The 13,892-nt window shown below is 44.6% G+C and carries 12 protein-coding genes; 2 read left to right on the top strand and 10 right to left on the bottom strand.

Annotated features, from left to right (window positions below):
* Positions 1–3,528 (bottom strand): chromosome segregation protein SMC, encoded by a 3,528-nt coding sequence (gene smc / locus MASE_RS08980; protein WP_014949423.1) that lies wholly within the window; start codon positions 3,526–3,528, stop codon positions 1–3.
* Between the two features lie 262 nt (positions 3,529–3,790).
* Here smc and cysZ point away from each other — a divergent pair, with 262 nt between their 5' ends.
* Complete coding sequence (cysZ, locus tag MASE_RS08975; RefSeq protein ID WP_014949422.1) at positions 3,791–4,528, top strand: sulfate transporter CysZ; 738 nt, start codon at positions 3,791–3,793, stop codon at positions 4,526–4,528.
* A 35-nt stretch (positions 4,529–4,563) separates the two neighbouring features.
* On the opposite strand, the gene MASE_RS08970 is transcribed toward cysZ, so the two are convergent.
* Both MASE_RS08970 and nlpI read right to left on the bottom strand, forming a co-directional pair.
* The gene (locus tag MASE_RS08970) at positions 4,564–6,228 is read right to left on the bottom strand and encodes an SEL1-like repeat protein (RefSeq protein ID WP_014949421.1); all 1,665 of its coding nucleotides are present in this window, start codon (positions 6,226–6,228) and stop codon (positions 4,564–4,566) included.
* 12 nt (positions 6,229–6,240) lie between these two features.
* Positions 6,241–7,143 carry a lipoprotein NlpI gene (gene nlpI / locus MASE_RS08965; protein WP_014949420.1) on the bottom strand — a complete coding sequence of 301 codons (903 nt, stop codon included), beginning with the start codon at positions 7,141–7,143 and terminating at the stop codon, positions 6,241–6,243.
* A gap of 135 nt (positions 7,144–7,278) precedes the next feature.
* On the opposite strand from nlpI, the gene cdd reads away from it, so the two are divergent.
* Positions 7,279–7,686, top strand: a complete 408-nt coding sequence (gene cdd, locus MASE_RS08960) for a cytidine deaminase (protein ID WP_041693482.1) — start codon at positions 7,279–7,281, stop codon at positions 7,684–7,686.
* A gap of 93 nt (positions 7,687–7,779) precedes the next feature.
* On the opposite strand, the gene MASE_RS08955 is transcribed toward cdd, so the two are convergent.
* From MASE_RS08955 to MASE_RS08930, 7 genes are all read right to left on the bottom strand, one after another.
* A complete protein-coding gene (locus MASE_RS08955; protein WP_014949418.1) occupies positions 7,780–8,448 on the bottom strand; it encodes a hypothetical protein in 669 nt (222 codons plus the stop codon).
* A 2-nt stretch (positions 8,449–8,450) separates the two neighbouring features.
* Entirely contained in the window at positions 8,451–9,053 is a 603-nt protein-coding gene (locus MASE_RS08950; protein WP_014949417.1) for an RNA polymerase sigma factor, read from the bottom strand.
* A gap of 9 nt (positions 9,054–9,062) precedes the next feature.
* Positions 9,063–9,755 carry an energy transducer TonB gene (locus tag MASE_RS08945; RefSeq protein ID WP_014949416.1) on the bottom strand — a complete coding sequence of 231 codons (693 nt, stop codon included), beginning with the start codon at positions 9,753–9,755 and terminating at the stop codon, positions 9,063–9,065.
* A 100-nt stretch (positions 9,756–9,855) separates the two neighbouring features.
* Positions 9,856–10,032 carry a hypothetical protein gene (locus MASE_RS20070; protein WP_014949415.1) on the bottom strand — a complete coding sequence of 59 codons (177 nt, stop codon included), beginning with the start codon at positions 10,030–10,032 and terminating at the stop codon, positions 9,856–9,858.
* Between the two features lie 95 nt (positions 10,033–10,127).
* Complete coding sequence (locus MASE_RS08940; RefSeq protein ID WP_232362837.1) at positions 10,128–11,174, bottom strand: succinylglutamate desuccinylase/aspartoacylase family protein; 1,047 nt, start codon at positions 11,172–11,174, stop codon at positions 10,128–10,130.
* Between the two features lie 127 nt (positions 11,175–11,301).
* Positions 11,302–13,017, bottom strand: coding sequence for an OFA family MFS transporter (locus tag MASE_RS08935; protein ID WP_014949413.1), 1,716 nt, complete (start codon positions 13,015–13,017; stop codon positions 11,302–11,304).
* A gap of 267 nt (positions 13,018–13,284) precedes the next feature.
* Positions 13,285–13,887: a DUF4328 domain-containing protein gene (locus MASE_RS08930; RefSeq protein WP_232362836.1), complete on the bottom strand. Its 603-nt coding sequence runs from the start codon at positions 13,885–13,887 to the stop codon at positions 13,285–13,287.
* Between the last annotated feature and the right edge of the window lie 5 nt (positions 13,888–13,892).

Here is a 13,892-nt window from a genome sequence, read left to right as displayed (position 1 = left end):
TTATGCTTCTGCGAAGGCTACAGCCTCGTCCACATCTACCGCCACCATGCGCGAAACTCCCGGTTCCGCCATGGTAACACCGGTGAGGTGACTGGCCATTTCCATCGCTATTTTATTGTGGGTGATATAAATAAACTGCACTGTTTGTGACATTTCTGACACTAAGTTACAAAAGCGCCCTACATTTGCATCATCCAATGGTGCATCTACTTCATCCAGCAAACAAAATGGAGCCGGATTTAATCTGAAAATAGCAAACACCAATGATAAAGCGGTTAGTGCTTTTTCTCCACCGCTTAAGAGGTGAATCGTACTATTTTTCTTACCAGGGGGGCGAGCCATTATCGTCACCCCAGTTTCTAACAAATCGTCATCGGTAAGCGCAAGATACGCCGAACCGCCCCCAAACACTTTTGGGAATAACGTTTTAAGGTCTTCGTTAACCTGTTCAAAGGTGGTAGAAAAGCGCGTGCGGGTTTCTTTATCAATTTTCCGAATGGCCGACTGTAGCGTTTCCAAGGCTTCAGTAAGGTCGTTGTGCTGTGTATCTAAATGTGACTTTCTTTCCGACTGGGTTTCATATTCTTCAACCGCAGCTAAGTTCACAGCACCTAAGCGCTGCAAATTAGCCTGCGTTTTTTCAAGGTCTTCTTGCCAGCGCTTCTCTTCGGCATCTTCAGGTAAGGTTTCTAGAATGCTCTTCAGCGACTGTTGCGTTTCATCAAGCTGTTCTAAAATCGTATTCGCACGTACCCGATATCCTTCAATATCAATGTTGAGTTTATCGATGTTTGTCTGTCGCGTTTGAATATCTTTACCCAGAGCTTGATGCCCTTTTTCGGCTTCTCGCAACCACTGCTCTATATCTTCAAGACTACTTTGCTTAGTACTTTTCAGCTGTTCTAATTCCGATTTGTTTTCCAACAGCGACTGAAGCTCTGCTTCTTGAATTTCTTCAGGGGACGTAAGCTGTGTAAGTTCTTTTTGTAATCTTTCTTTGTTTTTTATGTACTCTTCACGCTGCTGAAGGTTACGTGTAACCTGTTGGCTATATAAATTCTGGTGGTTCTCTAGTTGCTGCTTCTTAAGTGCAAGCTCATGATTTTGCGATGTTAATGTATCAACTAACGCGCGCAACTCTGACGTAGTTCGCTCATTTGCATCACGCTTAGCGTTCACATCGTCAATGTGTACTTCGTGTTCAAGAATTTGTGCCTCTTGAAGCTCTAACTTTTCCGAAAGCTGAGCTAACTGCTCTTCTTCTTTCGCTAACATTAACTCTTGCTTTGCTAACTCGTCATTAAGTTTGGCAGTGCGTGTAGACTGTTGCTCTTGCTGCATTTCAAGCAAAGAAAGTTTATTTTTAAGCTGTGCGCGCTGGTTTTCTTTTTCACTTAAGGCGCTCTGAATAGCCTGCTTTTGTGCTTCGTTCTGTTCAAGTGCTTGTTTGGCGCACTCTAATGAACGCTCAATCTCATCTATAAGGCTTTCAGATTCTTGAATGCTGTCTACCAGCCCCTTAATTTTGTTCGCTCGCTGCAAAGCGCCGTCGTTTGCTTCGCCAGGTTTCACTACCCACTGCGAGCTTGCCCACAACCCTGAAGGTGAGATTGCGCTAGTAAACCCCTTGGCTAGGCCTTCAGGTTCATCGTCATTGTTAAAAGCACTTTCAATCGTTTCCGCAAGTTCGTCATCATTGCTACAAAGGTAAATGTCATTAAAAAATGCGGGAACACGCTGTGTTGACGATTCATAAGTGCTAGATTCAGTTAATAGAGCGTGTGCTAGTGAACCCGATTTGGCAGTGCTTACAAACGCCTTATCGGTAAACACTTTAATGCCGCTTGGCAAATAAGCGTGATTTTGAAGCAGTGCCTGTATGTCATGGCTTTTGGCAACAACGGGGTCTTTTGCATGTTGTAAAATCGATTCTACACAAGGTGCAAGAGTTTGGTTAGAGCTAAACTGCTGCCACAGCTTTTCTATCCCGTCTAACGTTACGTCTTCATTATTTGAGGCATCTTGCTGAAGCGCTTCTAGCGCAGCTTTTGTGGACAGTGCAGTTTGTAACTGGCCCTGGGTATCACGGCGCTTCGCTTCTATAGCGTTGACTTCGCCTTGTTGCTGCGACACCCTTTGATTGGACTCTTGAAGTAATTGCTTAGCTTCATCAATGTCAAAATCGAGTTCGCTACATTGCTCTTCTAAAAGTGTTATCTGACTGGCAAAATCTTCTTCACCTAGCTGTTTTAGCTCGTCTTGTAGTTCGCTGATACGCTGAGAAGTGCGTAACTGCATGCTCATCGTTGACTGAATTTGGCTATGGCATTGCTGAACATTCTGACGAAGTTGATTGTAGGTTTGTTCTTGCGCTCGCGCTTGTGCGTTAAATTCTCTTAGCGCTTGTTCAGCGTCTTCAAAACGCTCTTTGGCATGCTCTAACTCTGCTTCCTTAAGGGCAAATTCAGGCTCAATGTTTTCAAGCGCCTCGTTTGATACCGCAAGCGCTTCCTGTGCCTCGTCAATAGAGTGGTTAAGCAATTCGTGTTGCTCGCTAATTCGTGCTAACTCTTGCTCTACCTGCCCTTTGCGTTGTTTTGCGTGCAGCGCATTTTGCTCTAGTCGTGTTATTGCGTTACTGGTAGTAAACAGCTGCTGCTGAAGATCATCTATCGTTTGTTTTGTTTCCAGCTGCTTGGTTTTGTACGACTCAAGCCCCGCTTCATCGCCCTGTAGTCGAGCCACTAAGTCGTCAACTTCTAACTGGAGTGCTTGCTGCTGTTTTTGCAGCGCTTCAATATGTTCACTATTTTTCAGAAAACGAAGGGCTGCTAACTGGCCTTTTAGCTCTCTGGCTTGTGCACGTAGCGTTTTGTATCGAGTAGCCGCAGCAGCCTGACGCTGTAATTTTTCGAGCTGCTTGCCCAATTCATCGCGCACATCATTCAAGCGTTCAAGGTTATCTTGCGTGTGCCTTATACGGTTTTCTGTCTCTCTACGGCGCTCTTTGTATTTTGAGATACCCGCGGCTTCTTCTATGAATACACGCAAGTCCTGTGGTTTTGACTCGATAAGCCGCGAGATCATACCTTGCTCAATGATGGCGTAAGAACGGGGGCCCAGCCCTGTTCCTAAAAATAGATCGGTGACATCACGCCGGCGACATTTAGTGCCGTTTAGAAAATAGGTAGAGGTGGCGTCCCGTGTAACTAAGCGTTTAACAGACAGCTCATTGTAGTTGGCAAATTCACCCGCTATCCGCCCTGCACTGTTGTCGAAAACAAGTTCAACGCTACATTGCCCCACTGGCTTACGAGACGAAGAGCCATTAAAAATCACGTCGGTCATTGCATCGCCGCGTAAGTTTTTGGCAGAACTTTCACCTAAAACCCAACGTACAGCATCAATGACATTCGACTTGCCGCAGCCGTTAGGACCTACGATGGCGGTCATTTCGCCGAGGAATGGAATAGTAGTTGGCTCAACAAAGGACTTGAAACCCGCGAGCTTAATCTTTTTAAGCCTCACACATCATCCCTCTTAAACACAAAGCTGCACGCGGTATCGCCTTGATATTAGCCAGAAACCAGCTAACCATCGGCTGAAATAGCAGTTGATGTAGAAATGATGCAATCACACGGAAGATTCTTTTGTTATTATGCTTCGACTCTACCAAATCTAACAGCTTGTAACAATTACCATTTCACTGAGTTAGGCAGAGAATACGCCAAGCGCGTATGATAGAACAGATAGTTAACAAACACAGCGTTTCAAACGCGAAGGAGTACGAATGAGTTCAGGCGGTGTACATTATTTCTTTGAAGGCTTTTCGCTTATAAAAACCAAAGGATTAAAGCGTTTTGTTTTTGTACCCCTAACAATAAACTTAGTGCTTTTTTCTGTGGCTTTTTACTTCTTATTTGGCCAAATAGAAATGGGCATCGCTTATGTGATTGACCTTGTACCTGAATGGTTAGGCTGGATCAAAACAGCGATCAGCTTTTTCTTGTGGCCCCTAGCAGTCATCAGCGTATTGCTCATTTTCGCACTCATCTTTGGTACACTGGCCAACTGGATTGCAGCGCCGTTTAACGGTGTATTATCAGAAAAAGTTGAGCGTCACCTAACGGGTCAAGATTTGGGTGACGAGGGCGTGATGTCTTTAGTTAAAGACATTCCTAGAACTGTAGGGCGCGAACTCACCAAGCTCGTTTGGTATTTACCTCGCGCTATTGGTTTTTTGTTATTGTTCTTTTTCCTACCTATTATCGGGCAAGTCTTGTGGTTCTTATTTAACGCCTGGATGATAGCAATCCAATATTGCGACTACCCATACGATAATCACAAAGTAGATTTCACACGCATGCGCCTGCACCTTGGCGAACACAAAGGGAAAGCAATGACGTTTGGAATGATGGTGAATATATTCTCACTTATTCCCGTGGTTAACTTTATCGTTATGCCCGTAGCAATTTGTGGTGCAACGTCTATGTGGGTAAGAGAGCTTAAAGATACACTCGCCAAATAGTGGCGAGTGCATTGTTTTAGTAATGACAACTGCGGTTATTTGCCACCAGTAAACGCTTCGTATTCGGCTAACCAGTGTGCGGCTTCTTTTTGGTTGCCGCTATTGTGGAACGCCTGGAAGAAATTCATTGAAATAGGTCGCTGGGCATTTTGTTTTTCCAGCTGCTGCTGCCACAGTACCAAATATAAAGGCGGGATCACGCCGCTATCGTGATGTTCCATAAAGGTAATTCTGCGGCTGGGCTTATAGCTGTTTTCCCCCAATACGGTGCACGTTTTGGCGCGTGCAATAATGGTTGCAGGATCTATCTCTAGCCAATTTTCGACCGTTTTGTGAGGTGCATACCAGTACTCAGAATCTACGATTAGGTTTGGTGGTGCAAAATCGCTTATTCCATCTTCATCGCACAGCCTATTCGCCATGCCCTTGCCAATAGGATATTCGTCAGCGAAGCCTGCGAAGTGCGCTAGCTCATGAACAAACACTGAATAAGCGTCACTGATGTCTAAGTACATTACGCCGTTTTGAACATTTGCCTTACCCTGCTCTGCCACTACTACTGCATGACTAAATTTCTGCTTTTTCGCAATGCTTGCCAAAGGAGTAATACTACAGCCTAAGATCCCCGCATTTTTATAATCCGGATCGCAGCTTAGCACATCGGGTTTAAGCCAAATAGGCGGGGCCAGGCAAATAGAAAGGTTCTGCAGGCGCTTGTCGTCATTGAATGAGTTATAAAGACTGTGAGCACGCATGATAGTAGCTAAACTGGTAGCAAAAGGCTGAATACGCTGAAGGCATTTCCCTTCATTCTCCCAGTTAAATGAAGGAGACTGCTTTAATGCTTGCTGTATAGAATACGGCGTGTAGAGATTGATGGCCTCTAAGGCTTTTTCCGCTTGAAGATGCCCTTTCTTCGCGGCAAAGCTAAAATGCTCCTTAGCCTCAGAAAATTCCCCTTCGTCCCACAGAAGGCGAGCATACTTAAATGCACTTTGCATGTCTAAGGTTGCTGTTGCTGCGAGCAGTGGTTTCGCTAATTGTTGCTGCCCGTGTAGAAGATACCAATCGGCCAATGCGGCCTGTGCGGGTACGTAGTTTTGTGAAGCCGCGCGTACCAGCCACTTCTCACGTTTTTCTGGCGAATCGGTAGACATTGCAAACGCAAGCTGTGCTTCTGCGACCTCGCCGAGCGCCGCTAAGCGCATAAAGCGCTGTGACGCACCTTCTTCACCTAATATTTGGTACAGCAGCCATGCAGCGTCTGCGTTTTCAAGATTCACTAGCTTCTCTAGAAAATAGGTTGCAGTGGCTTCATCGATATAGTCAGTAGCAATGAAGCCTGCGTTATACGCACGCTCAAATTCACCGAGCAAGCGTGCCTGTGCATTTTCACTGCCCTGCTTTGCAGCTAACCAAAGTAGCGCTAGTGCGTCATGCTTAAGGTGATAGTCAGAATAATTGAAACGTTCGGTAATATCCGAAGTTTGAGCGTCGGGAGAAGATTCTGTGCTGTCCTGTGCCATGCCGTCGGTAGTATTTACTGAAGTAGAGCTCGCCTTTTCAGTTAGTTCGCTATCTGACACTAGGCTTGCCGGCGTAAGCACCTTGCTTGCATTAGCAATTAGCTGCGGGACATAGCGTCCGCTATCGCCCGCAACTATGAGCAGTGCGAACACTGCTAAAAATAAGCCTCGCATAACGCTTGCTGCTTACTCTTCGCTAACCAGATCGCTGCTAGCTAGTTCACGCAAACGGTTAAGTTCCATTCGTGCGTAGCGGTGTTCAACGTAATCAAATACATTGGTGCTTAATGCAAGCTTGAAGTAATTTGATGCAATACCGCTGTTGCCGCGCTGGGTATGAAATTTACCTAAGTAAAAATATGCTTCACACAACCTGTCTGTTAACGCTTTTTGGCTTTTCACACCGTCTAACAATGAGTTAAGTACATCGTTCTCATCAACAGTACCTAAAAACAAATCCACCAGCGTAGTAGCCCAGTGCTGGTTGTCCAGCGTTGGTCGAATAGAAGCTAAGTATTTTTGTCCTTCAAGCTCTGACACGTCGTGATGCGCAAAGTACGCCCACAGAGCGCGAAATGGATCGCTGTCATCTTTTTCAAAAAAGCGGTTAAGATCGTTGGTCGCGAGTTCGGCGCGGCCACCGTAATAAAGCGCAATACCGCGGTTTAGGAACGCGAAATCATACTCTGGGTTGATTTCCAGCGTGGAGTCGAATGCGTCGTAAGCCTGAATAAAGTCGTTCTGCTGAATATAGTGAATACCCATAGAATTATAGGCTTCAGCCAAATCTGGCTTTAAATTAATGGCTTGGGTGTAATCAAACTGCGCTAAGCCCGATAGGCCCACGCTGTCGTACAACATGCCTCGCTGAAAGTGCAGTTCAGCTTTGTCTTCATCTGATAACGCAGGGCTGGTAAGCACCTGATTGTAACGAGCAATAGCCATTTCGGAACGAGGATTAATGGGCGCAGGTTCGGCTAAAAGCAGGTTTCCCATTTGTGGTCTTTCTGAAACAGGTGGTGTTTGCGCACAACCGGTTAAAATAGCAGCGAATAGAGAAAAAAAGATGAGACTAACGTTTCTGCACATGGTAAAAAAGCATTCTATAAAAAAAGAAAAAACCGCCTGAGTATTAAGTATACGCTTGTTGCGGCGCTAATGCCGCCAACCTTCTCGCATTTGATGATAAAAGTAAAGCGTATTGGGTGGTTAACACAGGTAGCTATGAAGAAAAATAATTTAGAACAACTATCACAACTTGCTTTTGACGCACAGAAAAACTCACACTCACCTTATTCCAACTTTAAAGTTGGTGCTGCGTTGCTTACTCCAAGTGGCGAAACCTTCTCTGGTTGTAATGTAGAAAGTGCTGCTTTTCCATTAGGACAATGTGCTGAAGCCACAGCTATTGGCAATATGGTCACACAGGGACAAAAACGTATTTCGCATATCGTTATTGCGAGCCCGAACGACGAGTTTTGCTTTCCGTGCGGTGGATGCAGACAGAAAATTGCTGAATTTGCCCCAGATGAAACTCCCGTTACCATGGTAAGTCAAAACGGCGAGACATTCGAAACCACCATTGGTGAGTTACTTCCAAATGCCTTTAGAGCACACGATTTAGACAAATAAGTCATTCCTAAAATACTGTTCGTAATCGAGGCTCGAGCGAGTTTCACCGCCTTTACCTCGTTTACGAACGCATCCAGCTAAACACCCTATTAATCAGCACATCAACGGCTTACTCGACTGTTTAATTGAAAGTATTCTTCCTTGCGCATCAAAGGCGAGCGCTACATGCGTGCCAATATTGATATCCCCCTCTATGCGACCGTTAATATTTAATGATGCAATAAGGTTTTCAGAAACCACAACTTGCTGATTTTTGCAGCTCACCAAGAGCCAATACCCATTTTGCGCCGTAAGCGTGGCTGGCTCTAACGTAACCGCTCTAGCGACTAAATTGCTTTCAAGATATTGTTGAGTATAGGCATTAAATCGCGCTTTATAATCAGTACCGGCTTTACCAGCTAGCAGCTTATCTTCCCCTTCGAATCCGTGATATTGAACAATGTCTACACGGTGTGCTGCCGTCTGTAATGGCGACGAATGGTTACGTTGGAATGTACCGATATTGTATACGCCCAACATGGCAACGATTGCGAATGCCACAGCCGTAAAACGTAAAGTTGAAGAAGCGAAGTACGCTCGAATATTAGCAGCCGTAGCAGTAAATACGCGTTTTATTCCACTATCACTTTCTATTGCCTTGTTGTACGCGAGAACCCTTTCACGAATTCGAGCATTAGCCTTTTCACTCATTCCATCATTTTGCTTTTGTACCTGCTGGCTGCGTTTGAACGCATCTTGTAGCTCTTTATCTGATGTAGACATGATTACAGTTTCTCCAGCATGGTTTTAAGGCTGTCTTTGGCATAACGTATCCGAGTTTTAATCGTTTCTTTTTCAGCGCCGCAAATAGCGGCGATTTCCGCTAACGAAAAACCTTCAAACTGTAGCGAAAGCGCCTCTTTCTGCTTGTAGGGTAACTGCTGAATACATGCCTTAAACACGTCTTTTTCTATCCCTTTTGCTACATCGTCCTCTACCGAAGACTGTGCATTTTTAAGTAACTCGCTTAACGAAAACGACTCAACTGCCTCGTTGTTAAATTCAAGCTTGGCGTTTTTTCTGAATTCATCAATAAGCGTTCGCCTACCAATAGTGAAAAGCCAAGCCTGAAAATTATCGCCGCTTTTAAATAAGTGACGATTTTCGATAACCTTAATCCAAGTGCGCTGACACATATCTTCTGCAACAGTGCTATCATTTAACACCTTCAAAAAATAAAATAGCTTATGGCTGTGTAAGTCATACAGCGCGGCTAACGATGCTTCATCACCTTTTGCGCTGTACCGCAGCATTAGCCTTTCGCTGACTCCCAGCACTTTTTCGCGCTTGCCTTGAAACAGGCTTTGCAAGCTTGCGCCTATACTCATAGGCAGTCCTTATTGTTCTAATTTGAAATCTAATACTACAACCATACCTGATTGACTAACAGGTTTACCGCCATTCAGCTTGGGTTTGTACTTCCATTTTTTAAGCGCTCTGCGCGCAGCTCTATCGAACACGCGCTTGGGCTCTGAATCTAGTACTGTAATATCAGACACTGAGCCACTAGCACTTATCGTAAACCCTAGCTTTACCCAGCCTTCAATACCGTCGCGACTGGCCTCAGGTGGATAAGTGGGGTCTACCCTAAATTGGGGTGTGGCTTGCATATCACCTTGCGCACTATTTAGGTTAATCGACAAATCTAACGCAGTATTAGGTATGTGCGTTTTTATCTCAAAGCCTCCTGGGCCTTCATTGGGCTCAGGGTCAATCTCAATAACTTTTTGAGGTGGCGTTTTAATTACCTGCTCAATTGGCACCATTGGTTTTTTAGTGATGGTCCGTTCGTCTTCAGGTTGGTAAATGATCGGCTCAAAGAACACCGGTGGGGCTTCGCTTATGTTTACTTTGTCTTGCTTAATGAGCTCTGCCATTAATACGAAAAGCCCTGCCGTAACGGTACATCCAGCAATAGCAATTGTGGCCGCGTTTAAAGCACGTTTAGCGAAAGGCGCTTTTTCAAACGGTAGTACACTTTGGTGTGTTAAGTGCTTTGGGTTGGCGTTTGGTAAAATTGTTGTTTGCATAATGTTCCCCCTTTTTTCACTAAACGGGGGAACTGATATAAAGGGGTGAATAAATGTGAACGTTTTTATTTAACGTTGACGTTTTACAATGAACGAAAGGTTAATTTTTATTTTGGTTACTCGGCTTTTCGCCTTCACGAGTAGGCTCTGCAGACGTCTGATTGGCGCGGTTTTCTTCTTGGCGTTTATTCAGCTTAGCAGCGGCCATAAATCCAATAAAAAATATGGCAAAAATAACAACGCCTACCCAAATCAAAACATTAAAAAGAAAGTCCATATCATTCCCTAATCACAATTTCGTGAAATAACTTTAACATTTATTTGTTTGGGTAGGTTAATTAGATCACCACTGTAACTACACCACCATCTTAGTTATTCAGAAACTTCAACACCAATAGCCATAACAGACTGTCCGTCTTTGATGGCTGGCATTTGATTAACCATCATAACCGTGCCATCAACGGGCGATTTAATGGTTTCAACGAGATTTCCAAAATAGTCCGTGACCGCACCTACATCCTGTCCTGTCTTTACTTTATCGCCTATCACCACAGAAGCTTTGAAGAACCCGTTTTTTGAGCTCTTTGGATATTTGATTGTTTCATAGATAACTGGCTCGGGGTGCTGCTTTGGCGTCTCTGGCAGCATTTTCAAAAAATACATGGCGTTTTTAGCCACATCTAGCGCTTCTGCTACCGATTCTTCATCTGTCTGTGCCAAATGCCCAATTTCAGTCGTCAGTCCCGGCTTTCCTCTCGTCATCGCTGTGTTAGGGTATGAAATTGAATTGTTGGGATCTCTTGGGCGGTCGCCATACATAACGATATGCTGCATGCCCGTGGCTTTGGCAAATTCAAATGTTAACGCATCAAGTTCTTTGTTGCCCACAAAAGGAGAATACACGTGATTCAGCAACGTTTGGTTTGCGCTACCAGAATGCATGTCGATCAAGAAATCTGTTTTGCCAATAAACTCTCTGGTTAGCAGCTCCGCAATCTGTTCTGTTGGTGTGCCATCAACGCTCCCTGGGAATTCCCGATTTAGGTTTTTCTCATCTTTAGGGTTCAACGCGATTCTATTTGCGTGAAACCCATCTAAGTTTGCCAAGTGCAACACAACCAACACACCGCTCATCTCTTTAGGATCAATGCTTTGCTGTAGCTGCTGCAACGCGTACATAGATGGAAACTCGTCGCCATGAATACCAGCGGTAAGCAACAATACAGGACCGTCACTTTTTCCGTTAATAACCGTCACTGGCAAGGTTATGTTGTTTTCTTTAGCAAGATATGACGTTTTCTCCCCCGTTTTTGTTGTCACCCCCATTAATTCATACGGCGCATTTGCACTAACATTGAGGCTAAACGCACAGCATAGGGAAACAACAATGGAGGCAAGAGGATTCTTCTTAAATAGCATAGCTGACAACTCATGAGAAAATAGCGCACTAGTAAGCCAGAACGTTTCAACTTAATCAATAAAGAGTATTTTAAAACACCTTTGCAAAAAAATACCCGCTATAAAGCGGGTATTCTCGATGGGTAAATTAGCTTGCTCGCGCGGGCTCCAGTTCGGGGTGCGTGTTCTCTACGTGATGCTTCTCTCGCACAGGTTTTACAAGTAAGTTAGCAATAAATGCCAATACCAATAACCCAGCCATTGCATACATAGTGGTATTGTAGAGCGTAGAGGTTGGGTCTACCGTTCCGGCTGGCGCAATTTCCAGCAAACGTGCAACCGTTACCGTTTTAGCTTCTACCAATTTTTGCAAGTCAGCCATTGGCGCACCAAACTTACTTGCAAACGCGGCAGGGTCGACTTTTGCCGCTAAATCGGCAATTGCATTTTCTACTGACATATTGCGCAAATAAGTAATAGCGAATGGCCCTAATACGCCGGCAGTAGACCATGCTGTTAGCAATCGGCCGTGAATGCCGCCTACATGTAAGGTACCAAACAAATCTGCCAAGTATGCAGGAATAGTTGCAAAGCCACCGCCATACATTGTGAAAATTATCATTGTTGCAATGTAGAACCCAATTAACGCGGTGGTGTTCCCCATTCCAGCCCAGAATGGGATAGACAAGTAAAGCAGCGTACCTATTACGAAAAAGCAGTGGTAGGTATTCTTTCTGCCAATGTAGTCAGACGTAGAAGCCCAGAAGAAACGCCCTACCATGTTAAACACCGAGATCATCAATACATAGGTACCCGCAAAACCTGCGGTAACAATGGCTAAGTTTCCAAAGATCTCATTGATCATGGTCTTGGCTACACCAATAACGCCAATACCCGCGGTGACATTGAAACATAATACTATCCAAAGCAACCAAAATTGAGGTGTTTTAAGGGCTTGATCAATATGGACGTGATTTTTCGATACCATTCCTTTCGATGATGCTTCAGGTTTAGGCTGCCAACCTTCTGGTTTCCACCCCTCTTTCGGTACGCGATACTGGAAAGACGCAAACATCATTACAATAAAATAAGCGATACCAAGGGTAAGGAAAGTCGATGCCGCACCAGTTTCGCCCGTACCAACGACATAAACACCGGCTTCGCCACCGAACGAGGCCGCTTGATTTGCAGAGGCAATAACCACTTCTACTTTTCCTGCTGCCGTCTCTGCAAAACGACGCCCTTCTTCGGTAACCAGCGCAACCATGTTTTCTGCACCTAAGTATTCTGGCGCTCTTTGAAAGGTTTCAAGCAGTGCACTAATAAGCGGAGCGCCTATCATTGCACCTCCACCAAAACCCATAATTGCGAGGCCTGTCGCCATACCTCGTCGATCGGGAAACCACCGTATAAGTGTTGAGACTGGTGATACGTAACCGAGCCCAAGCCCGAAGCCGCCGAGTACACCGTAGCCCAAGTACAGCAGCCACAGTTGATGGGTAGAGATACCTATCGAACCAACAATAAAACCACCGCCCCACAAAAAAGCCGCAACCACACCTACAAAACGAGGCCCTACTTTCTCTAGCCATTTACCTGCAAATGCGGCGGCTAAACCAAGGTAAACAATAGCCACTGAGAAGATCCAAACAACCGAAGATAAACTCCAATCGTTAGCAGAAGACGCAACAACGCCCAAGTCTCGAGTTAGCGGAGTGTTGAAAACTGACCACGCATAAACAGACCCGATACAAAGGTGGATTGCGATAGATGCTGGCGGAACCCGCCAGCGGTTATAGCCATCTGGTGCGACAATGTTTTCTTTGCGTAAGAAAGCGAGCGCCCCCGTTCCTGAAGTTGACATACATTTTTCCCCTACATGTATTGTGCGCGTTTCTATGCCGCTTTATTACTGGGGGTGTATGGCTCCCATTATTGTATTAAATCAAAGGTATAGAAACGAAGATGTGTACGTAAGCCAGCGTTATCCTGACCTTTTGTTATACTTAAGTATAACGATACTGTCGCGCAACTTAATTTTTACTTAATGTTTACATGTGGAGTAAGACTTTAGTCTTATAAAGACAGTTGCTCTACCTTTGTGGCAGAGCAACAAGCGAAATGGATACTACTATTTTGCGGGTTGTAAATCTGAATCTTCTGCAGTTTCTGCTTTTTCCACGTCACCTTCAATCTGTGCTTTTTGCATGTTAGAGATGTTGTTAATCAATAACCAAGTAACTATGGCTAGTGGAATGGATAGGACCTCAGAAACCTGCGAAACCAGATTAACATTCATTATTTCGGAGATTTCTTGTGCCCTTCTGGACATACGAAAAACGACCTGTCCAACCACACTGTTGGCGATCCAGAAAAACCACCATATGCCTAAAATAGGGCCTGCTTTTTCTAACTGCCAATTGTTAGGGTTTTGGCTGGCTTGCCAAATCTCTTTCATCGCTTGATAAGGTTTCCATAACGACACAATAGGAATGAAATAGAAACCTATCGACCAAGCAGGTGTAAACGTCATATCTTTAGCGCCTAAATAACGCGCATTTTGGTTTGACTGATAAATCCATTTAAGAATTAAGATGCCGGAAATGATAAACACCGCCAAATACGAAAAAGCAATTATCTGCTGCCTTTTGTCATTGGACTCAGCGTCTGCAACGGCCATTTCTTGATTGAAATAAACGCCATTTTGAAAATCTGTTAGAAGTTGATACTCCATTAAGT

Source organism: Alteromonas macleodii ATCC 27126 (assembly GCF_000172635.2).
GTDB lineage: Bacteria > Pseudomonadota > Gammaproteobacteria > Enterobacterales > Alteromonadaceae > Alteromonas > Alteromonas macleodii.
Note: the sequence above shows the minus strand (reverse complement) of the source record. Positions and strands in the feature narration are given on the sequence as shown.